Raw genomic sequence first — 23,628 nt, 5'->3', positions numbered from 1 at the left:
GCCGAATGAATGGAGACCCCAATGTCCCGAATGCTGTTCGCCAACATGCCCGTCAAGGACGTCACTGCCACCCGCGCTTTCTTCGGCGGACTGGGCTTCGAGTTCAACGACGTGTTCAGTGACGAGAACTGTGTATCGATGGTCGTGAGCGAGCAGGCGACGGTGATGTTCCTGGCGGAACCTCGCTTCAAGGACTTCATCTCCGACGCGATCACCGACACGACGCAGTCGCGAGAGGTTCTGATGTGTATCAGCGCCGACAGTCGCGACGAGGTCGACTCACTCGTCGACGCGGCGATCACCGCCGGAGGGTCGAGTTGGATGGAGCCTCAGGATCACGGGTTCATGTACGGGCGTGCGTTCCGTGATCTCGACAACCACGTGTGGGAAGTCATGTGGATGGACCCCAGCGCCGTGCCGTCCGAATAGTCGGGGACGGGCCAGGTGGGGCTATCTCGACCTCCCGGTCAGAGGCGCTCGGGTAGACCGAATTTCTCGAACAGAGTCAGGTCGAAGAAGCACGCCACGTGGCCCACTCTGCCCGCCTCGATGTCGACGACGTGTAGTTGGAACGGCAGGTGGATTCCGTCCTCGTTTCGCATGTACAGCCCGTAGGCGGGCTGACCGTTGGCCGACGTCGCGACCATCCGCATATCGCCCGCTCGCTGCGCCGGACAGTTTCCACGGATGAGGGTGCCAATGTTCTCGGCCCCTTGGTACCACCCTTCGAACGGCGGCATCTCCCACACTGCGTCCTGGGTGAACAGAGTCACGAGCTGGTCGATGTCGTAGCGTTCGAAACTGTCGACGTACTTGGCCAGCAATTCCCTGGTCTCGGCGGCTGCCGGCTCGACGACATCGTTTTCCGACGGCATGACCTCGTCGAGTTGCGCTCGTGCGCGTTGAAGCAGACTGTTCACCGCGGTCGTGGTGGTCGCCAGGGCTTCCGCTACTTCGGACGCCTTCCACTGCAGCACCTCACGCATCAGCAATGCTGCTCGTTGACGTGCCGAGAGGTGCTGCAGGGCAGCGATGAACGCCAGTCTGATGGTGTCCCTGCCGACGACGATCGATGCGGGATCGTCCGAATCCGCGAGCTCGGAATCCGCGATGGGCTCGAGCCACGCAATTTCGTGCGTCGCCACCAGGTCGTCGGTGGGGTCCGAACTCGGTGCACCGAGCCCCGTCGGCAGCGGACGCTTGGACTTGCCGTCGAGCGCCGTGAGGCAGGTGTTGGTGGCGATGCGATACAGCCAGGTCCGCATCGACGAGCGCCCCTCGAACTTGGAGTAGCCCTTCCACGCGCGGATGTACGTTTCCTGCACGAGATCCTCGGCGTCGTGGATCGAGCCCGTCATGCGGTAGCAATGAGCGAGCAACTCACGACGATACGGATCGAACTGCGCTACGAATGCGTCGCCCTCTGCGACCGTGGCCGTCATGAGTGAAGAGACTAATCCCACAGTCCGACGAACGCCCGACCGATCGGACGAATAGTTGTGCCGACGCGGCCGATCACGCAGGGCGCGCCGACGACGGCGTCGGTCGGCTCGTTCCCCTGTCGAAGCAGATAAAGTGTGGAAAGCCCGTGGGGCATGATCGGAGGCGCGGACGGTGACAGCGTCGACGAACATCGACGACCTGGTCGACGAGGCCTACGCCGAACGTCGTCGGGCATGGCAGGCCGCGCTGGTGACGGCCCAGAATTTTCTGGAGACCATCGCGGACGAGATCCTCGACAACGTCGACCGAGATCGGCTCAATGCGCAGACCGCCCGAATCAAGGATCCGGTGCGGGCAGCCGACAAACTGCGGCGGAAGATCACGGAAGGCCGGATCGTCGAGCCGAGGACCATCGACGAGGTCGTGGAATCCCTGCCGGATCTGATCGGCATCAAGGTTCTGTGCAAGAGCCCGCGGGATCTTCACGCCTTCGTGGACGCGTTGGAGCGCGCGTGCACCGACCCGGAATGCTCGGTGCGCTTCGCCCGGAACCCGACCGACTACGTCGCGTTCCCCAAACCGAGTGGATACCGCGCCTACCACGCGATTCTGGTCATCCGCGTCGCCACCCACCAGGGTGATCTGATCGTGAACGTCGAAGTCCAGGTCAAGACGAGGCTGCAGGACGCCTGGGGTGAACTCACCCACGAGGACATGTACAAGCCAGGTGAGGCTCTCAAGCCGACGGAGGCGCACACCGAGTACGCCCGGCAGATGGCAGAGCTTCTCCTCCAGGTCGACTTGATGGCGGACGACCTCGCGGCGCAGCTCGATTCGCAGACGGCCGTCGCGAAGGGCGCCGTCGTCGAACCGGTCCCGAGGGACTCGGCCATCATCTCTGCTCGAGTCACCCGTACCGGTCCGAGGTATGCGTTGGCCGTCGGACCGGACGGTCGCCGGGGACTCATCCCCGCGCGTTCGGTCAAGGCGGTGATCGGCGCCAAGGACCGCATTGCCGTCGACGACTATCTCGAAGTCGGTGACGTCGTGGAGGTCGTCGTGGAGGACACCGCCGACGCTCTGTACTACCACTTGTCCTCTCAACCCCCGTCGAATCGTCCGCGCAAACGGCGAGTGTGACCGAACGACCGTGCCCGAGCGCTGTCACCTGCACTTCTCAGGTTGATCCAAGAAATGTCGGGTAGACAGCATTTCCTGTGACTGCAACCGAGATCTCCCCGCCCACTGCGGCCGAATCGGTCGAGGAACCCCGGGACACGCGAATCCGGCGTGCACGGCCCACAGCCGACGTCGTCGTCCCGGTGACGGCGTTCGCGGTACTCGCGACGCTGTACTCGCTGTTGTCCGTGCTCGGCCACCGACAGCTCCGCACGTCCGGATTCGATCTCGGAATCTTCGTGCAACAGATCTCGTCGTACGCCGAGTTTCGGGCGCCGACGTCCGATCTCCTGGGCACCGGTTACAACACCCTGGGCGACCACTTCTCCCCGATCACCGCACTGCTGGCACCGGTGTATCGCCTGTTCCCGTCGCCGGAGACGTTGCTGATCGCGCAGGCGGTTCTGTTCGCGCTGGCAGTCGTTCCGCTGTCCAGGTGGGCGGTCCGTGAGTTCGGCACGGCGACAGGCATCGCAGTGGCGTTCGCCTACGGCCTGTCCTGGGGTGTGCAGGCCGCCCTGAACTTCGACTTCCACGAAATCGCGTTCGCCGTGCCACTGATGGCCATGTCTCTCGTCGCCCTGGGCAATCGTCGATGGCTACCGGCCTTGGTGTGGGCGCTCCCGCTGGTGTTCGTCAAGGAGGACATGGGTCTGACGGTTGCCGTCATCGGCGGTCTGGTCGCATTCTGGACCACCGGACGCACCCGCGCGCTCGGAGCTCTCACAGCCGTCTGGGGCCTCGGCTGGGTCGTCCTCGCCGTCAAGGTGATCATCCCGCTGCTCAGTGCCGACGACTCGTACGGTCAGGGATCGAAGCTGCCTCCCCTCGGGTCGGGCATTGCCGATACCGCCCACGGTGTCGTCGCAGGTGACTCACGCGCAGCGACTGCCTTCCTCCTCCTTGCCGTGACCGCGTTCGTTGCGCTGCGCTCGCCGCTCCTGCTGGTCGCGGTCCCCACCGTCGCGTGGCGATTCCTCAGCGACAACACCAACTTCTGGAAGCCGATATTCCATTACAACGCGGTCCTGATGGTCGTCGTCTTCGCGGCCCTGATCGACGCCGTCGTGCGGTGCCGCAGGCACGAGCAACTCACCGAGCGCGGGCAACGCACGATCTTCACGGCCGTGGCTGCGTTCGCGATCGTCGCCCTTCCGTTTCTTCCCATGGCTCGCCTGGCGACAGCCGACGGGTGGTCGACCGATCCACAGGTGACCGCGTCCCACGCCATCTCCGACGCCATTCCCGCAGATCGGACGATCGCGGCGTCGAACAATCTGGTTCCACAGTTCGTCGCCACACACGACGTCTCCGTGTTTCCGCAACGCGCGACGAATACCGAGGCACCGGACTGGATCGTCGTCAACCGCAGCGATCCTGCCGGATGGCCGACGGACGGTGCGGGCGACGACAAGGCGGTCGCCGACGCGGTGGCGTCGGGCTACGTACTTCGATTCGTCGATGCCGGAATCGAAGCGTTCGAGCGGCCGTGATGATCGAGCTGTCCAGGCGAATTGACAAAGGCTAGCCTTATCTTAGTAGTCTGGCCTCTCCGGGTGCCGCTTCATCGAAGCAGCGACGCCCTGCCCTGACGGCGTCACGCCGTCGATTCTGCGCACGGCGGATCCGACTCTTCGCCCGCCTGCGCCCGGACAGGGAGAGGGTCGATAGATGCACGAGAAGTCCATCGGTCTGTACGATCCGTCGCTGGATTCCGACAGCTGCGGGGTCGGCTTCATCACGCGCAAGGACGGCGTTCAGTCCCACGACGTGCTGATCAAGGCCCGTGAGGCGCTGTGCTCGGTGCCGCACCGAGGCGGCATGTCCGCCGAGGGTGTCGGCGACGGTGGCGGTGTGTCCCTCGACCTGTCCGTCGACTTCTTTCGACGCGTCACCGACCGTCCGACTCTCGAACTCGGCCGATTCGCAGTAGGCAACTTCTTTCTCCCCGACGACGAGTCGCAGCATGCACGAGCGGTCGAACTGATCCACCGCGCCATGATCGATCGCGGATTCACCCCGCTCACTGTCCGCGATGTTCCGGTGAACAACGACGCCATTCGTCCCGCGGCCGTGAAATATCAACGCCCCGTTCGTCAGTGGATCTGGGAGGTACCTCGGCCCCGGCCCGAACCCGCAGCCATCGATCGGCTGATTCACGAGGCACTGCTGCACATCGAATCGATCGCGTACACCACCCCGACACTGGCCGGGCTGTATCCGCTGTCGCTCAGCGCCCGGACGCAGGTACTCAAAGGTCGGCTGAACTCCGACGAGGTCATTCCCTATTTCTGCGACCTCGTCGACCCGGAGCATTCGGTCCACACGATCTTCTTCCACACCCGGTTCTCCACCAACACCGATCCACATCCGACCATGGCGCAGCCGTTCCGGTTCATGGCGCACAACGGAGAGTTGAACACCGACAAGAAGAATCGCCTCGCGGAAGCAGCGGTGGCAAGCGCCAAGCGTCGCGCCATCGTGCGCCCGCCCGGCCAGTCCGACAGTTGCCGCCTGGACCAGACCGTGCAGGCCCGCGTCGTCGAGGACAACGTGGAACTGGTCACGGCCGTCGTGTCGATGATGCCTCCGGCGTGGGAGAACGACTACACGCTCTCGCCTCGGGTCCGAGCGATGTTCGAGTACTTCTCGCTGTACGAGGAGAAGAACGACGGACCGGCTGCGGTGGTGTTCGGCGACGGCACGGTGATCGGCGCACGTCTGGACCGCTTGGGACTTCGTCCCCTCCGGACGGTGGAAACGAACGACTACCTGTGCGCCTTCTCCGAAGCCGGCCAGGTTCGGTTCCCACCCGAGACCATCACGCATCGTGGTCGCGTCGAAGCCGGCGGAATGATCTACTTCGATCACCGCGACAAGCACACCTACTACACCCGCGAAGCCTTCGAAAAGCTCGCTGCCGATCGCGATTACACCGCTCTGCTCGCAGCCGCGCGCGTCGGCATCGACGATCTGGACGCCGCCGACTCCGTCGCCGACGCCTATGCGGGCGATCTGGAACGTCATCAGCGTTACGTCGCGTATTCGCTGGATCAGGAGAGCTTCAAGTTCCTGATGGATCCGATGCTGGCGAGCGGCGTCGAACGCGTCTCGGCGATGGGATACGGCAACGCGATCAACGCTCTCACCGACCGCGAAGGCGGGATGGCGAAGTACTTCTCGCAGCGATTCGCGCAGGTGACCAACCCTCCGCTCGACAGCATTCGCGAGGCCGACGGAATGACGCTTCGGGTGTCACTGGGGCCGAAACCCAATGTCGGCGGCCCCGTTTCCCGCCAGGTCGTCGTGCCCAGTCCCCTGCTCTCGCACACGGATCTGCGCCGGATCACCGAACAGCCGCATACCCCGGTCGCACGGTTCGACATGACGTACCGGTCGATCGACACCGACAGCGAGGCCAACGAACGCGCGCTCGTGGAGGCCGTGAATTCGCTGGCCGATTCGGTCGTTCGGTTCGCCCGTGACGGCGGTATCGCCGTGCTCAGCGACCGAGACATCACTCGGGACAACGCTGCACTCCCGGTGATTGCCGTCGTGGCGTTCGTCAACGAACGGTTGATCGCAGCGGGTGTCCGATTACGGGTGTCGCTGGTGGTGGAGAGCGGCCAGATCTCCTCGTCTCACCATGTCGCACTCGTGCTGGGGTTCGGCGCTGCCGCGGTTCATCCACTGACGGTGCGGTTGCGAGCCGAGGACAAGTTCGGTGCCGACCCGGACGTGGCGTTCGCCAAGTTCGTGAAGGCGGCCGAGAAGTCGTTGATGAAGACGATGGGACGCGTCGGACTGTGCACCGTGGAGAGCTACATCGGCGGTGAGTTCTTCGAACCGAACTTCCTCGACACATCGGATCCCGTTCTGTCGCAGTGGTTCCCGAACATGAAGTCCCCGGTGGGCGGCGTCGGGTTCCGCGCGATCGCCGCGGGTGTCGCGCACTGGCATGCCCACGCCCGTAGCGCGGCGAGCGAGAGCGACCTGCCGAACCTGGGGTTGTTCAAGGAACGCGCCGACGGCGCAGGCCATTCGTTCGGGGCCACGTCGGTTCGTGGATTCGTCGACATGACCAAGGAGAAGATCGCCTTCGCCGGTACCGAAGCCGATGCGACGCAGACCGATGCACTGCGGCTGCTGACCATCACCAGGCTGGGTGACGCGTTCGGTCTCGGCGCCGAGGCGTACGCGTCGACGAGTTTCGACCGGTTGACCGACGAACAGATCGACGCGTTCGAGGTGACGGGCGACTACCGGTCGTTCGTACGGTCGATGCACGACGAGCGCTCGCGTCGACCGGCAGCACTGCGCGACGTGTTGGCCACGCCGGCCGACGTGTCGGACTGTTCGTCGGCGCAGGAGTTCGCGCTCGAGCTCGGCCGCTTCGACATCGAGGGCAACACGGGCATTGTCGTCCGCGGCCTGCAGGTCGACGCCGTGTCGGACACCGAGTTCGCACTGACGCTGCGTACCGACCCTGCGCGTACCAACCCGGCGCGTGCGCATCTGCTCGGTGATGGTCTCGGTCTTCTCTTCGGCGACGAGGCCACGAGTCGCATCGACGGGGACACGGTGATCGTGACCTCCCGCGGCCGAGCGTCGCTGTTCCTCGGAAAACTGGGTGCGGCGCCTGCGTCGATCCCCTTGTCCGAGGTGCAGAAGGCAAGTGCGATCACACCGTTGCTCGCGTCGGGCGCGATGAGTCACGGGGCTCTCAACGCCAATGCGCACGAAGCCGTCGCGCACGGAACCAACATGGTCGGCGCGATGTCCAACAGCGGCGAAGGCGGAGAGCATCTGTCGCGCTACGGGACCGTCCGCGCCTCTCGCATCAAACAATTCGCCTCGGGACGCTTCGGCATCTGGGCCGGCTATCTGGCCGATCCGATGCTCGAGGAAATCGAGATCAAGATCGGTCAGGGCGCCAAACCCGGCGAGGGCGGACAGCTGCCTGCCCCCAAGGTCACCGTCGACATCGCCGCGGCCCGCAGCGGCACACCCGGCGTCGAACTTGTATCTCCCCCACCGCATCACGACACGTATTCGATCGAGGACCTCGCGCAGTTGATCCACGACTGCAAGGCCGCGCGCGTACGCGTGATCGTGAAGCTCGTCTCGTCCGAGGGGATCGGCACCATCGCCGTCGGCGTGGCGAAAGCAGGTGCGGACGTCATCAACATCGCCGGCAACACCGGCGGAACCGGGGCGGCGTCCGTCACGAGCCTGAAGTACGCCGGACGCGCCGCGGAGATCGGCCTCGCGGAAGTGCACCAGGCTCTGTGCGCCAACGGACTTCGCCAGAAAGTGATCCTCCGATGTTCGGGAGCCCACCAGACCGGTCGTGACGTCGTCACCTCGGCGCTGCTCGGTGGCGACAGCTTCGAGTTCGGCACCACGGCGCTGATGATGATGGGCTGCGTCATGGCGAAGAATTGCAACGTCAAGTGCCCAGCAGGATTGACGACCAATCCCGAGGTGTTCGACGGTGACCCTCGATCGATGGCGCAGTACCTGCTCAACATCGCGCACGAAGTCCGAGAGTTGCTCGCCGAGCTGGGTATGCCGTCGTTGCGGCACGCCCGCGGCCGCACCGATCTTCTGCACCTCGTCGACCATGCGGCAACGGTGGGTGCGCTGGACCTGCACTCGATGCTGACCGTCGTTCGCGAATCCGTCGTCACCGACCCCGTCTACCTCGAACGCGAATACGGCATCGACGACATGCTGATGGCCGAAGTCCGCACCGCCCTGATCGACGACCGCGCACGCACGGTCGCGCCCGGCGGCCGAACGCACCTGGGCAACCTGAACAAGAGCGTCGGCGGGCAACTGTCCATCGACATCGAACGCCTTCTCAACCACGAACTCCCGACGTCGGTGACCGACGCCATGCCCTCGGTGCTCGTCGACGACCGCGGCCGGCGATACCTGGCGCCGGGCACGGCCCTGGTGTCCACGTACGGCGCGGCGGGCCTCTCGTTCGCCGCCTTCTGCAACGACGGAGTCGTCATGGATCACACCGGCACCTGCAACGACGGAGTCGGCAAGTCCATGAACGGCGGCACGGTGATCGTCCGCTCGCCCGGCGGCGGATCACCCGAAGCGGGCGGCAACGTTCTCATCGGAAACTTCGCGCTCTTCGGCGCGACCGGTGGACGCGCATTCGTGGAAGGTGAATCGGGCGACCGCTTCGGCGTGCGGAACTCCGGAGCCACCGCCGTCGTCGAAGGCGTGGGTGACTTCGCGGCCGAGTACATGACCGGCGGCGCCATTCTGAATCTCGGCGGGTTCGGCAAGGGTGTCTGCAACGGCATGAGCGGCGGATTCTTCTATCAGTACGACCCGAACCGTCTGTTGCCTCTCCGTGCGAGTGCCGACTCGGTGATCCTCGGATCCATCACGGCGGACGACGAGCAGGCAGCCATTCACACCGTCGCCGTTCGAATGCTGCTCGAGTGGCACGTCGAGGCCACCGGGTCGGCCTCCGCGACACGGTTGCTGCAGAACTGGGAGGTGGAGCAGCATCGCTTCGTCTACGCGATGCCGCGGGCGCTGCTGCTCTACCAGGACAGCGACGCGATCCTTGCCGCGAAAACCCGGAAGGAGCTGCTCGACGAGCTCGCGGGCTCGCTGGCAACCCAGCAGGTCCGGTCCTACAAGCTCAGCCTGCGAGAGGGCACTCCGGTGCTCGGCGGATCGGTGCCGGGATACGGCGAAACCGATACCGACACCGTGTACGCGCTGTTGAACCAGTACACGGTGATGCACTACGCGCACGAGGTCGCGCTCACCCGAGTGCCCGGTTCCAGCGCGATCGACGACCCGGCCGTGCACAAGGCAGCACGAAACCTCGTGCTGACCGAGGACTTCGCGCTCGTTCACCGGCTGACCGCGTACGCGAAAGACGTGCTGGGTGGGTACGAGGACGAGCAGTTGGCGGCCCTCGTCGGTCACAAGCGCGTCGACGACTACAAGCAGGCCCTGACCGCGAGAAACGTGCGCGGTTCCGACAGCCCGGCCACCTACGGCTGGATCATCTACCAGGACGCCAAGAACCGCGCCAAGCTCGGATCGCTACCGAACTTCGACGAATTGTTCGCCGTGCGTTCCGTCCCCGACCTGGTGTCCTGACGAGAGAGACGGAAAGTTCAGTGCTCATTCCCTACATTCCCGAGGACGCGCCGTTCACCGGAGATCAGCGTGCCTGGTTGTCCGGTTTCCTGGCGGGACTCCACTCACGACTGGCGATGCCCACCGGTTCCGCCGTGCAGCCGGACACTGCCTCGGTAGCCGCTGCGGTCCCGCTCCAGATTCTGTACGGCAGCCAGACCGGAAACGCCGAAGCGCTCGCTCAGGACGCCGCCGACCTGGCCCGACAGCACGGGCTCGACCCTCATGTCGCGTCACTGGACGCTGTGGACATGAACGCGTTGGCGGCCATGCGTCGCCTGATCGTTGTGACATCTACATACGGCGAAGGCGAGATGCCGGACAACGCCCAGCTATTCTGGGATGCTGTTGCCGCCGACAGTGCACCTAGACTGGAAGGGCTGTACTTCGCGGTCCTCGCACTGGGCGACACGAGCTACGACGGATACTGTAAGGCGGGACGAGACATCGACTCACGACTGGAAGCACTCGGGGCGACCCGGACGGCCGACCGTCTGGATTGCGACGTCGAATACGAGGACGCGGCCGCAGCATGGCTGGCCGGCGCAGTCCCCTCCATCGCATCGGTCGACGGCGGCGCGGCTCCTGCATCTGCACAGCCCGAAGCACCTGCAGCGAAGCCCGCGAAAAGTGCCTCCAAGCGGTCACCGTGGAACCGGAAGAACCCGTACCGCGCCACCGTCCTCGCCAATCGCGTTCTCTCCGGGCCGCAGTCGTCGAAGGAGGTCCGTCACTACGCGTTCTCGCTGGGCGACAGCGGCCTGACGTACGAGGCAGGCGACGGACTGGGCGTCAAGCCGGTCAACCACCCGGAACTCGTCGACGCACTGATCGGGCGGCTCAGCGTCGACCCGGACACGACAGTCACGGTCAAGGGCTCCGAGCAGCGTCTCGACGAACTCTTGACGCATTCCTACGAGATCGGCGTGCCGTCGATGGACCTCATCGAGGCCGTCGCCGAACGATCGGGCGACGACGAACTCCAGCACGTCCTCCAGACGGGCGACCGCGAGTCTCTCGACGCCTGGACCTGGGGTAAAGACGTCCTCGACGTGCTTGCGCTCGATCCGGCGCTGACGATCGAGCCCGCCGAGCTTCTCGAACTGCTCCGCCCGTTGCAGCATCGTGTCTACTCGATCTCGTCGTCGCCGCTGGCCCACGAAGGCACCGTCCACCTGACGGTCGCCAGCGTTCGGTATCGCTCCGCAGAACGTGACCGAGGCGGGGTGTGCTCGACGTTTCTCGCGGACCGTGTCGGAGAGGGCGACGGCGCGGGGGTGTTTCTCTCCGCGAACAAATCGTTCCGGCTGCCGTCGGACGACGACGCGCCGGTCATCATGGTCGGACCCGGTACCGGTATCGCGCCGTTCCGTGCGTTCCTTCACGAACGGCGCGCGCGCAACGCATCGGGCCGCAACTGGCTCTTCTTCGGTGATCAGCACCGCGCGTCGGATTTCATCTACGAGGACGAATTGAACGCGCTGTCTCGCGACGGCGTGTTGTCCCGTCTCGACCTGGCTTTCTCGCGCGATCAGACCGAGAAGGTCTACGTGCAGAACCGCATGCGAGAGAACGGCAAGGAGCTGTACGCGTGGCTGGAGGAGGGCGGTCACTTCTACGTGTGCGGTGACGCCACTCGTATGGCCAAGGACGTCGACGCCGCGCTGCACGACGTCATTGCCGAACACGGGGGACACTCCGCGGATCAGGCCGAGGACTACGTGTCCGAGCTCAAGCGCGCCAAGCGCTACCTGCGCGACGTCTACTGACCCCTCGCGGGCCGAAAAAATCGTCACAGCAGTACTTCCTCAGGAGTATCACCATGTCCGCTCCATCCAGTTCGGATGGGGATCGGTCCGACGATCCCACATCCACCCCCGGCCCGCCGGCTCTGCCCAGCGGCTCACGCAGACCCTGCGGCCGCCACAGTGAATGCCGTTGCGCGGCTGCAGCACCCACCGACACGGGCGACTCGGCCGCCATCAGTGACCTTGACGCACTGCTGACCAAGCCGGACTTCTCGGGCGAGCAGATCGGCGGCGGCGCCGCAGGCGTTGCCGAGTTCTTGCCCCTGCTCGACGAGACCGTGGCCATCACGGTCTCGGGACCGGCGGTGATGAACGACGTCGGTCATTACGACGTCCCCACCGAGATCGGCGGACCGATCCGAACTGCGAAAAATCGAATCTCGCTGCGTATGAACATGTCTCGTCTCCACGCCGCGGTTGCCACCGACCCCGATCAGTACCTCCCTCCGACCTTGAGGATATTCGACACCACCGGGTTCGCGGCGCACGCAAGCTATCTGACGCCCCGATCGGACAGGTTGGCGTTCGAGGCACTGAGATCGGTGCGCACGCGGCCGTCGTACGCGGTGGTGCCACGACCCCGCACCCCTGTCTCCGACGCGGACGCTCTCGCCGAGTGGGAGGGCGCCGACCAGATTCAACAGTTCGACTCGATCCTCGCCGACGGCGGCGTGGCCCGGCAGGCTGCGCTTCCGGCGTTGGCCTCGCTCGGCACGCGGCAGATCGATGCGACGGCAATCGCGGGCGCGCTCGAGCACCTCGCCTACCTCGAACTTCCCATGACGATGGTCACCGCGGGCGCGGGATGCATGCAGATACATCACGATCATCTCATCGCCGCACGCATGACCGGCGGCAACCTGACACTCGCGTCCGGACTGTGCCGGATGATGGTGGACCTGACCCACGTCACCGAATGCTGGGCCACCGTCACCTCCGGCGTACGCGGCCCGACAGCGTCCATCGAACTCTACGACCGACGAGGCCACTGCCCCGTGCTGTTCACCCAGACCGGCGCGACGGACTCCGTGGTAGCAGGCGTGTGGGAGGAGATCGTTCACTCTCTCTGACTCGTGCCTCACCGACTTTGTCGGACCCAGCCGATATCTTTCGAGGGCGGCGGTTACAGCCGGGTGAAACTTCGAGAATCCCGTTCGACGAAGGAGCGCATGTGTCTACCGAGCAGGGTAGTATCGAGCACGGTCCGTTCGATGCCGGTGCTTTCGATGCCGGGATGTTCGATGCCGATGTCGCGGGTGCGTGGCAGCGGTTCGAGAAGAACCTCACCGCTCATGTCGCGGCGATGCCCACGGGAAGCTACGTCACCATCACCTCGGCCCAGGCATCTCATGGACAACGAGGCCAGCGGCCGTATGTGGACCTCGTGGCGATCGACGGGGACGTCATCGTCGGCGTCGCGTCGTTGCCGTCCTACCTGTACCCCGACGACGTCGACATGACGGCCGCCGATCGGCGCCTGCACGGTCTCGGCTGGTCGGAGGCCGGGAAGCCGATGCTCGACGGCACGGTGATGGACTTCACCGTCGACGGACCGCGGGACGAGGCGGATCTGCTGGCCACGGTCGCGGTTGCCACGTTCCGCGAAGTGTGGGACGTGCCTCATCCGTCGTTCCTCAGTGCGTGGACGGTCGGTCTGGCCGACGGCGCCGGCGGACCGGTAGCGCTTGCTCACGAGCCACACCCCGTCGCGGCAGCATCCGCCGAACGACAGGCGTCCGCCGAAGTGCCAGAGGGCCTCCGATCACTGCACACGTTCTGCGAGCTCGCCGGCGGTCCGTTGGACAGCGTGACGGTGGCGTCCCTCTGCGGCGCCGACCGGTTGGACGAACTGGCTGCCACTGCGGGCGTGCACGCCGACCGGGCAACCGCTCGGGCGTTCGAGCTCCGTCGCCGGGGTACGCTGGCTCGGGCGCGCATCTGGGAACAACAGGCGCGGTCGTGGTCGGACACCGCAGTCAGTCTGCGTCGCCACCTCGGCTCCGCGTCGTCACTCGACGATCGTCCGGCGAAGTCCGCTGGCTCGTAGCACCTGACGTTCCACGCCGGCGCGCAATGCGTCCTCGGTACCGATGATCCGCACATGTTTCCGTGCTCGCGTGATAGCCGTGTACAGCAGTTCACGCGTCAGCAGTGACGAGGCTTCCGCGGGCAACAGCACGGACACGGTGTCGTACTGGCTGCCCTGGCTGCGGTGAATGGTCATCGCGTACACCGTCTGCACCGACGACAGCACATTCGGATGCACCAACAGAGGCGTGCGTCCCCGCTGGAACGCGGCCATCAACGCGCCCCCTCCGGTATCGATCACCACTCCTGTGTCGCCGTTGTAGATGCGTGCGTCGTGGTCGTTCGCGGTGACGAGCAACGGCTGGCCCGGGTACCAGCGCGACGGATCGAGAAAGGTGCCGGACGACTCGCCCACCCAGTCCATTGCTCGGCGCGCCCACGTCTGCACCCCGTACGGGCCCTGACGGTGTGCGCACAGAAGCCGATGCGATTCCAGCTCCGCCAATGCCGTGGATCCGTCACCGGCGCGGGCTGCGTCCGTCACCGACGCGGCGGTGGACAGAACGTCCGCCTGGAGTTCGGACAGCTCCGACGGTGCATGAAAGGAGAGCTCGTCCGGTCTGTCCTTCAGCAACGCGATTGCGTCGTCCGCTCGCCCGTCGCGAACAGCGACGGCAAGTTCCGCGATGGCACCGCCGAACCGTCGGCCTCGGCTCAACCGCACGACCCCGCCTGCCAGACGGGCCCGTTCCTTCGCCGACAACGCGGCCTCGTGCGGATCGCTGACGGCGTCGAGGTCGTCCTCGATCAACGCGGTCAGCGGCGAGGCGTGCCGTCCGTCCGAATGTCCGCCGTCGGCAGCAGCAATGCTTCGGATCGGACGCGCCACCAGGTCCGCGAGGACGGCACCGGCATCGACGGACGTCAGCTGATCCGGGTCACCGACGAGCACGAGCCGGGTCTCCGGACGAACGGCTTCGAGCAGCCTGCACATCATGGTCAGCGACACCATCGACGTCTCGTCGACGACGATGACGTCGTACGGCAGGCGATTGGTTGCGTTGTGACGAAACCTGCTCTTGCTCCCCCGCTGCCAACCCAGCAACCGGTGCACCGTCATGGCAGTGATTCCCGGCGGAAGCCCGAGGGCTGCAGACTGTTCGGTCACCGATTCCTGGAGCCGCGCCGCCGCTTTGCCGGTGGGAGCAGCGAGGCCGATCCGAATCCCCGGACCGAACTGTCGAGAGAACATCGCCAGCACCCGGGCCACCGTGTGCGTCTTGCCCGTGCCGGGGCCACCCGCGATGACTGTTGTCCACTGTGTGGCAGCCAGTGCCGCCGCGATCCTCTGCCGATCCGGGGCCATCGTCGGCTGCCCGTTCTCGTCGAGGAACAGCTCGTGCAGCAGCGACCTCACCTCGTCGACGTCCACATCGGGCCTCGACGATTCGCGTGTCTCCAGAACCGTCCGAATCGTGCGCTCCTGCAGGTGATACCGATCCAGGTACAGCAGTTCACCGTCGTCGGTGTCGACGAGACGCAGTGGGACCAACGGCCCGCGATCTCCTCCCGTCACCAACGGACTGGCCCGCAACGCAGCCAACACATCCCCGAGCTCCGGCCACGGCAACGAACCGAGGTCGACGTCGGACTCCTCGTCGACGGTCACGTCCCTCAACCTCCGCAGATCCAGACACACCGACCCCGACCGCACAGCCCGGACCGCAAGAGCAGCGGCGAACAGAACATTCGGATCGGATTCTCCGCCGAGCGCACCGAGCCGGAGGGCGACGTGAACATCGGCCGGAGCCAGAACGCCGACCTCGTTGAACGTCTTCAGCAGCCCGTCCGCTCGCTTCACCAACGACGCATCGGTCACGACGAACCTCCTGTTCGACCTGATCGACCGGATCTCGAATCGTGTCCCGCGAGAAGATCGGACACGTCGGTGACCAGTGCCGGTGGCGGGTACCAATCGAAGACTCCGCAACCGGCCGGTGTCTGCGGGCCTGCCATGCCGCGCACGAAAAGATACTGCACACCGCCGAGGTGGGTGTGGGGGTCGTAATTCGGTTGGCGCCAGCGCAAATACCTGTGCAGGGCAACGGCATACAGCAATGCCTGCAGCGGGTAGTGCGAGCGCATCATCTCCTGGGCCATACGCTCGCGGGTGAAGTGTTCGACGGTGAGGTCTCCACTGGTGATTCTGTTTGTCTTGTAGTCGACGACGACGTAGCGCGTCCGGTCTGCTTCGTGAACACGCAGGACCGAGTCGATGCTTCCGGTCAGATACCCTCGCAGCGGCGGTGATTCGAGGGCATCGAGACGGTCGGCATACGAGGCCAGGACGTCGTCCGCGGGCAGATGGCTGCGAAGGAGCCGAGCGATGCCCCGGATGGTCACGACCTGCGCGGTCGGGTTGTCACCGCCCGCGAGAGGCAGTTCGAAGTTCAGCTCCGCCAAGTGATCCGGCGGTCCGATGTCCTCCAGGGTTCCGAACCCCAGGGGTGTGCGCAGCACAGGCAGCAACGCGTCGGCCAGCGCCTGCGGCTCGATGTCCGCGACGTTCTCCTCGATTGCGTCGGTGCATCGGCTCAGCAGCTCGGCCTCCACGTCGTCGGCGGACGTGTCCAGATGCTCGAGAATCTCGTGCACCAGGGTTCCGAACGCCGCTCCGGCGGGCAAACCGTTCATCGGGGACGGGATGCCATGCATGTCGTCGTCGGGCACCACTACGGGACCCGATGCAGGCTCGTCGGGTTCGTCTTCGATCCCCGGTTGCTCGGGCTCGCTGCGCACTCCCGGCCCGTCGTGGGCCGCTGCAGTCATGGCGGAGTACGACGTCCGGCGCCAGAGCATGTCGAGCGAGCGCCCGAACACCGCAGCGTCGAGCACCTGCTTCCGACGCGGCGCCGAGTCGACCGGCGCTCGTGAATCTCGGCGCACGGCCGGTTCGACGGCGACCGATCCATTCGCAGCGCCTGCCCACGATTCGAGCCGGTTCGCGGCTGCAGCGTCGTCGAGCACCTTCGGTCTCGGCTCCAGTTCTGCCGTTCCCGGCATCCGGCCGAACAGCACTCGGTGCAGGGGCGACCCCGCCGTCGTGATCGCAGGCGCCCACCACAAGACGACTCGGCACTGGGCTCTCGTGAGCGCCACGTACAACAGGCGTAGCTCCTCGCCTGCCTGTTCCTTGTCGGACAGAGTCTTTCTCGCACCCCACCCCTGACCGCGCCCACCACCGACGTCGAGGACTCGTCGGTGTTCGTCGTCGTGGTAGACGAGCGTCGCGGGTTTCTGCGGGGATGTCGCGTGCCACGCGAACGGCACGTACACGACCGGAAACTCCAGTCCCTTGGTCGCGTGGATCGTTGCGATCTGCACTGCTGCAGCCTCGCTGTCCAGTCGGCGGCTGCGTTCACCGGTGTTCACCGCATGCGGATGGCTGATGCGCTCGGTCAGCCACCGGACGAGTTCGGTTGCGCCGAGCAGGTCTTCGACGGCCGCCTTGTTCAACAGCTGCGCGACGTGGCGAATGTCGGTCAGCGCGCGCTCCCCCGAATCGAGTGCCAGGAGGCGCGCCTCCAATGCCGTGTCTCCGCTCAGCTTCTCGAACATGGCCGCGAATCCCGCTCGACCGAAGAGGTTTCCGTATTCTCGCAAGCTGCTGCTCAGCCCGGCGACGATGTCGTCGGCACCGGCGTCGAGCTGCTCTGCCGTACGACCCAGCAACGGTGTGAGCGCAGCCATCCGGACGCGATCGGCTCGGTGAGGTTGTTCCATCGCTTGAAGCAGCCACAGCCACTGCGTTGCCGCGGGCGTTTCGAACACCGAGGATCCCCCGGTCAGCACCGACGGAACGCCTACCCGATCGAGAGCGTCACGAACGAGCGGAACTTGCGCGTTGTATCGGACGAGGACCGCGATGTCTCCTGGTTCGACCTGCCGTTCCACGCCGTTCAGTCGAATGGTCGTGCCGCCGGCGATCAACTCGGCGATGTCCGCGGCGAGATCGGCGGCGACGATGCCTCGCACTCTGTCGACAGCAGGGAATCCGGACCGGTTCAACGGGCCCGCACCCGTGCGTGGGAGGTACCTCACCTGGAGCGGCTCGCCGTGGCTGAGCCTGGAGTACTCGTGCGTGGCGCCGACCCGGTGAGCGACGATGCCCTCGTGGCCCAGCGCAGCGCCGCCGTACACGTGTTCCAGTGCCGCGAGCAGGCCCGCGTCGCTTCGCCAGTTGGTGGTCAGCTCGAGCCGGTGATCGGCAACGGACACCGCGTCCAGGTAACTGAACACCTCGGCGCCGCGGAACGCATAGATCGCTTGTTTCGGGTCTCCGACGAGAAGCAGCGTCGAGTTTCCGTGGAAGGCGCGGGCCAGGATTCCCCACTGCCACGGGTCGGTGTCCTGGAATTCGTCCACGAGGACGACCTGAAACTGTTCACGGACACGTGCGCACGCGAATTCGCCGAGCTCAGGATCCGCCAAGACCCCGTGCAGTAGCTCCAGCAGATCGTCGAAGTCTCGGATTCCTGCGATCCGCTTGCGTCGGCCGACCTCGGTGCGTACCTCCTCGGCGAACGACACTCGATGTCCGACGGCAGGATCGACATCCGTCTCGGGTGCCAGGACAGACTGCCTGTCGGCGATTGCCTTTCGCGCAAGCTCGCGTGCCTCCGTGAGCGTCATCGGCGGATCACGGTCCGCGACCTTGGCGTAGCGACGAAGGAAGGTGTCGTCGACGACCTCCATCGTCAGGTCCTCGACGTTCTCCACCAGCACGGCGTCCGGCTCGTTCTCCCCCGCGATGCCCAGACTGTCGAGCATCCGCTGGCAGAAGCTGTGCGTCGTCGCAATGGTGCCGGAGTCGAACTCGGACAGTGCCTGCAGCAGACGCTGCCGTCTCGCCAGAACTTCCTCGTCGGTGGTGTCGGCCAGAAAGGCCACCAGGCCGTCGTCGTGCGGACCGGGCAACGCGAGTTGTGCTGCCACCGAGGCGAACCGCGCGCGGGTTCGATCACGCAGTTCCCGCGTGGCGGCTCGGGAGAACGTGACGAGCAGCAGTTGCGAGATGTCGCACAGGCCCTCGGCGACGTAGCGCGTGGCCAATCCGACTATGGCGTACGTCTTTCCGGTGCCCGCACTGGCTTCCAGCACCGTGGTGCCCGTGGGAAGCGGACCGTAGAGATCGAAGTCCGTCATGGTCGCCGTACCTCCTCGTTCGCCAGCAGTGGGCGCCAGACCACCCCGGCGAGCGATTCGAACACCGTCTTCTCGGCGCCTGCTCCGGAGGGGAACTCGTTCCAGTGGCCTCGGGTCAGAGCCGCGAGGGGCGCGGAGGGGCCCAGTACGTACGCGATACTGCGGTCGGTGTGGTCACCGAACCTGTCGGACCATTTGTCGCTCGCGTCCTTCCACGCGTCCTCGGCAGGCAGTCCCGCCGTTCTCCTCTCCGCGTAGACCGACGACGCGATGGGCCCGATCGGCAGTGGTGCGTCGAGGCCCGTGTCGCGCAGCGCAACCAACTCCGCCAACACCGCGAGAGCGTCGGTCGGCGCGTTCATCGTCGATCGCATCGGGTGATATCCCATCCCGCGGCCTGTCGTCACGGCCAGCCAGGGACGCGAACCGTCCTGCGCAGCAACGGCCAGAAGTCTGATCCACGCAGCGATCCGGTGCTTGGGAGCGAGCTTGGAGTACGACGTGCGCGCGATGACGTCACCGTGAATTCCGGTGACCGTCCCGGTGAGCCTGCGTCCACCGCCGAGGTCCACCGAGATGTCCACCACGCGGGGAGGAACGAGGTGTATCTCTCGCGAGGCCTCGTAGAGAGTGTCGACGCCGGTGACGATGTCTCTCAGGGACCGGGCTCCGAATTCGAAGGGCGGCAACGTTCCACGACGCATTTCCGCCGCACGGAAGTCGTCCAGCTCGGTACCGGAGAGCATCTCGTTCAACATCCGGTCCCCGACTTCCCACCGCTGAAGGCCGTCGAGGGTGATGTCGAGCGAATCGGCGATGTCGTCGTCGGTCTCGGGAATCCGCACACCGAGGCGTTGCTTCAGGAAACCCGCAATCGGGTTCTCGAAGAACGACACCAGGTCGGCGAGCGCGACATCGGTCGGCGTGCGGGCCGGCAGGCGACTCGGCAGGAACTCGTCGGCGGGGACGCTGTCCTTCTGGGCGGCGAGCGCACCCTTCAACGACACGGCGTCGAAGCTGAACGGATTCTCGGCATCGAAGTTTCGCGCATCGAACGGCTGCAACGGATGTCGGCGGACCACGTCGGCGCCTGCGGTGGTGCGTACGACGTCGAGCAGCTCGCTCAGCGGTATCGCCGGAGGTTTGGTGGATCCGTTCACGGGGTCGGCGCCGGTGTAGAACAGCAACAATTTCTGCCCGGCGGACATCACCGCGTCGAGCAGCAACTGACGGTCCTCGCTGCGGACGTCCCGTTCACCAGGTGCTGGATCCCTGGCGAGCACGTCGTCCCCGTCCATGCCGCCTGTGCGGGGGAACACTTCGTCGTCGAGGCCGAGAAGTACTACCACCCGATGCGGAACCGAACGCATCGGAACCATGGTGCACACCGTCAGCTCGCCCGTCCTGAAATTCGTTCGAGACGGGCGGCCTGCGAGCGCTCGGGCGAGCATGGCCCGGACGTCGGCGAGCCGGAGCGGTGCCGCATCGCCGTGACGTGTGGCGGCCGCGATCTCACGCAGTGCCTGCGCTCGCTGCCACGCGTCGGCCGGTGCCACGTCGGCGAGGAGGTCGAGTGCTCGAACCAGGGCACGACGCCACTCGGACGTGGTGGAGGTTCCCTGCATGTCGCGTACGACGCTGGCAAGGCGGTCGATGAATTCCGCCAGACGCCCGGTCAGATCGATGTCGCTGCCGTCGACGTCGTCGACGGGCAGGGCACGTCCGAGCCAGTGGTGCGCGGTTTCGTCGGCCGATACTCCCAGGAGCAGTCGGTCGACGGCGGCGAAGAACGTGTTCTCGGTGAAGTCGTCCAAGCCGACGTCGCGTCGCTGCCGGGAGTTCAGGCCCCAACGTGCGCCAGCCACCTGCGTCCACTCGCGGAGTCGTTCCAGATCGTCGTCGGTGAGCGAGAACTGCCGTCGAACGGGTTCGGCGGCAAGCAAGTCGAGAACTTCGCTCGCGGTGATCCGCCCGACGGCGAGATCGAGCACTGTCGCCACGACGGACAGCATCGGGTTGGTCTGACGGAGACTGCGGTCGGCGAGGCGCACCCTGAGCGAGTGCCCGGGATGATCCAGCGAACCCAGTCCGAACGTCGCTCTGATCAACGGTGCGTAGGTCTCGACGTCCGGACACATCACCACCACGTCACGCGGTTCGAGTGTCGGATCCTCCTCGAAGGCGTGGAGCAACACCTCGCGGAGGACCTCCACCTGCCTGGCCGCGCCATGGCACGCGTGCACGGCGATGGTTCCGTCGGGTGTCGCCGAATGCACCGGCGCGCGTGCAGCTTCGATATCGGCTTGGACACGTCCGAGCAGGGTGGGTACTTCGAAGGATTCTTCCTCGGCACGATCGACGATCCTGGCGTCCAGAGCAAGGAGTCTCGACTGGAGCTCTCGGACGTCCCGGGACAGGCTGGCGAGCAGCGGGTGATCGATCGTCAGGATCGATCGGTCGTCCGCACGCTTGACGATGGAATTCGACCGCGCCCTCTCGTCCCACAGCGCACGACTGGGATGCGGAAGCCAGAAGTGCACGTCTCGATGCTCTGAAATGGCTGCGACCACCTGCAGTTGATCGGTCGTCAGACGAGTAGCGCCGAAGATCGACAATCGGTCCGGAAGCCGGAGAAGATCGGGACGGCTCCGCACGACGTCACAGCTTTCCGAGAGCCGTTCCGCCGGACTCGGCGTGCCGATACGTTCACGGACCGCGCGCCACAGCTCGGCTTGCCAGCGCAGATCCTCCGGCAGGTCGCCACCGAGTCCGTCACTGTCGACGCCGCGCTGCCAGTCGACGAGCATGAGCGGCCGGTCCGCTCCGTAGGTGCGAAACAGACCCGCCAGATGGGCCGCCGTGGACCACCGACGTCCGGCGCGATGGTCGTCGGCACCGTGCCCGAGGTGGTGCGCCACCACCGCGCACCACGGCTGGTCCATCGACTCGTCGAGGACCGCGAGGGTCGCCCAGAGAACTCGATCCGTCGACCACGCGTCGTCCACCGGGTCGAAGCCCGCAGCATCTGCCAGGGCTTCGTCGACGAGCTTTGCCGGAGAGGGGAACTCGATGTTGGCGGCAACGCCGTCGCCCCCGTCACCGCCGAGGGAACCCGACAGCCGCTGCGTCAACCACCGCTCGACACCACGTGCGGGGACGGAGACGACCTCGGCCGCGAACGGATCCGACAACGGCGTGGCCAGAACATCGGCCAGAGCGGACGCGAGAACACTCGTGCGTGTCGCACGATGGATCAGCAGCGTCAACGTCACTCCCTTTGCTCGTCGCCGGCGGCGGAAATCTGACTTGACCCTACTCGAGCCGACCGACACCGAATGCGACCCGCGAGTCATCCGTAAAGCATGAAATAGATCCGAGCAGATCCGACGCGACCGGGCTGCGGCCGATACTCGGCGACATCGGGTCGACGGAGAGGGCGTACACGTGAGTGCAGATGTGCTGATTGCCGGAGCGGGACCCATCGGGCTGACCGCGGCGATAGAGCTGCGTAGGCGAGGTATCGACTGCCGCATCGTCGATTCCGCGTCGACTCCGCCGCAGTACGCGAAAGCCGTTGGTATTCAGCCGCGCACGCTGGAGGTGTTCGAGAACATGGGCGTTTCCGGTGCGATCCTCGATGCTTCGGTGCCGATGCGGGGTCAGATCGCGTTCGACGGAGGTGTCGAGGTCGGCCGAATCGAGCTGACGTTGCCGCCGGATGTTCCGTACTGGTTCGCCGGACTCCCCCAGTACGAAACCGAACGCATTCTCGCCGAGCATCTCGCCGGGCTGGGGACTGTGGTCGAGCGGGGCGTCGGGCTGGCGTCGTTCGAGCAGGACGAGCAGCGCGTCGCTGCGACCCTGACCGACGGATCGACGGCGGACGTGCAGTACTTGATCGGCTGCGACGGGGCCCACAGCGCGGTGCGCAAGCAGCTGGGACTGACGTTCGAGGGTGGGGCGTTCGCGGAGGGCTACATGCTGGGCGACATCGAGGTCGACTGGTCGCTACCACCGGGATACGGGGTCAGGAGCTCACACCGGACCGAGGACGGAACCGTCGACGATCTGCTGGTGGCGATCCCACTTCCCGGCCACGGTCGTTACCGGATGTCGATGTTCGTGCCGGAGGAGCTCACGGCCGCGCCCAGTGCCGGCGACGGCATCGTGCACGGCTTCACCGATGGGCCGGCGCCCGAACTCCACCACATCCAGGCGGTGTTGGACCGGTTGTCGCCCGAACCGACGACGGCACGGAATCTGCGGTGGTCTTCCGTGTTCAAGATCAGCCACCGCATCGTCGACGCGTACGGCAGGGGACGCGTCTTCGTCGCCGGAGACGCTGCGCACATTCATCCTCCGACCGGCGCTCAGGGCATGAACACCGGCATTCAGGACGCGCACAATCTGGCGTGGAAGGTAGCCCTCTCGGTGCGGGGCATCGCCGCGGACGGCCTGACGGACACCTACGACGCGGAGCGCAGGCCTGTCGGTGAGGACGTCGTCGGGATGACCGTCCGCAGCGCCCGCGAGGGCATCGGCGCCGGTGAGAACTCCTTCGAGACGGCGATGCGTCGGCAAGCGCAGTTGTTGATCTCCTACCCGCCGGGTCCTCTCGTGTCGGTAGTCGACGACGCGTCGACCGCGGTGCAACCGGGAGAACGCGCTCCGGATGCTCGGGAGTTGCGTCGGGACATCGTCGCGTTCTCCTTCCGGTTGTTCGATCTGTTCGCCGGGGTGTCGCACACGCTGCTGCTGTGGTCGGACGTCTCGGGGGGCTCGGGGG

At 65.8% G+C, this 23,628-nt stretch carries 12 protein-coding genes; 8 read left to right on the top strand and 4 right to left on the bottom strand.

Annotation, left to right across the window (positions count from 1 at the left end):
- Positions 1-21 precede the first annotated feature (21 nt).
- Positions 22-429: a VOC family protein gene (locus CH292_RS11265; RefSeq protein ID WP_019666673.1), complete on the top strand. Its 408-nt coding sequence runs from the start codon at positions 22-24 to the stop codon at positions 427-429.
- A gap of 38 nt (positions 430-467) precedes the next feature.
- On the opposite strand, the gene CH292_RS11260 is transcribed toward CH292_RS11265, so the two are convergent.
- A complete protein-coding gene (locus CH292_RS11260) occupies positions 468-1,442 on the bottom strand; it encodes a sigma-70 family RNA polymerase sigma factor (RefSeq protein ID WP_020113034.1) in 975 nt (324 codons plus the stop codon).
- 172 nt (positions 1,443-1,614) lie between these two features.
- Here CH292_RS11260 and CH292_RS11255 point away from each other — a divergent pair, with 172 nt between their 5' ends.
- From CH292_RS11255 to CH292_RS11230, 6 genes are all read left to right on the top strand, one after another.
- Positions 1,615-2,583, top strand: a complete 969-nt coding sequence (locus tag CH292_RS11255; RefSeq protein ID WP_019666676.1) for a GTP pyrophosphokinase family protein — start codon at positions 1,615-1,617, stop codon at positions 2,581-2,583.
- 77 nt (positions 2,584-2,660) lie between these two features.
- A complete protein-coding gene (locus CH292_RS11250) occupies positions 2,661-4,115 on the top strand; it encodes a DUF2079 domain-containing protein (RefSeq protein ID WP_094654771.1) in 1,455 nt (484 codons plus the stop codon).
- Positions 4,116-4,293: 178 nt separating this feature from the next.
- The gene (locus CH292_RS11245; RefSeq protein ID WP_094654770.1) at positions 4,294-9,762 is read left to right on the top strand and encodes a glutamate synthase-related protein; all 5,469 of its coding nucleotides are present in this window, start codon (positions 4,294-4,296) and stop codon (positions 9,760-9,762) included.
- Positions 9,763-9,782: 20 nt separating this feature from the next.
- Entirely contained in the window at positions 9,783-11,570 is a 1,788-nt protein-coding gene (locus tag CH292_RS11240) for a sulfite reductase subunit alpha (RefSeq protein WP_094654769.1), read from the top strand.
- 53 nt (positions 11,571-11,623) lie between these two features.
- Positions 11,624-12,679, top strand: coding sequence for a hypothetical protein (locus CH292_RS11235; RefSeq protein WP_094654768.1), 1,056 nt, complete (start codon positions 11,624-11,626; stop codon positions 12,677-12,679).
- 101 nt (positions 12,680-12,780) lie between these two features.
- Complete coding sequence (locus tag CH292_RS11230) at positions 12,781-13,656, top strand: hypothetical protein (protein ID WP_094654767.1); 876 nt, start codon at positions 12,781-12,783, stop codon at positions 13,654-13,656.
- Here the strand turns inward: CH292_RS11230 and recD are convergent.
- The 3 genes from recD to recC are packed head-to-tail and all read right to left on the bottom strand — an operon-like array spanning position 13,618 to position 22,114.
- The gene (gene recD / locus CH292_RS11225; RefSeq protein WP_094654766.1) at positions 13,618-15,516 is read right to left on the bottom strand and encodes an exodeoxyribonuclease V subunit alpha; all 1,899 of its coding nucleotides are present in this window, start codon (positions 15,514-15,516) and stop codon (positions 13,618-13,620) included. The genes CH292_RS11230 and recD overlap by 39 nt on opposite strands.
- Positions 15,513-18,842, bottom strand: a complete 3,330-nt coding sequence (locus CH292_RS11220; protein ID WP_094654765.1) for a UvrD-helicase domain-containing protein — start codon at positions 18,840-18,842, stop codon at positions 15,513-15,515. The genes recD and CH292_RS11220 overlap by 4 nt, the downstream gene beginning before the upstream one ends.
- A complete protein-coding gene (gene recC / locus CH292_RS11215; RefSeq protein ID WP_094654764.1) occupies positions 18,839-22,114 on the bottom strand; it encodes an exodeoxyribonuclease V subunit gamma in 3,276 nt (1,091 codons plus the stop codon). Before recC ends, CH292_RS11220 begins: the two co-directional genes overlap by 4 nt.
- Positions 22,115-22,286: 172 nt before the next feature.
- Here recC and CH292_RS11210 point away from each other — a divergent pair.
- On the top strand, positions 22,287-23,628 hold a 1,342-nt coding region (locus CH292_RS11210), incomplete at its 3' end, for an FAD-dependent monooxygenase (RefSeq protein WP_143545751.1).

This window comes from Rhodococcus sp. 14-2470-1a, assembly GCF_002259425.1.
GTDB lineage: Bacteria > Actinomycetota > Actinomycetes > Mycobacteriales > Mycobacteriaceae > Rhodococcoides > Rhodococcoides fascians_E.
This window is presented reverse-complemented; position numbering and strand designations above follow the sequence as displayed.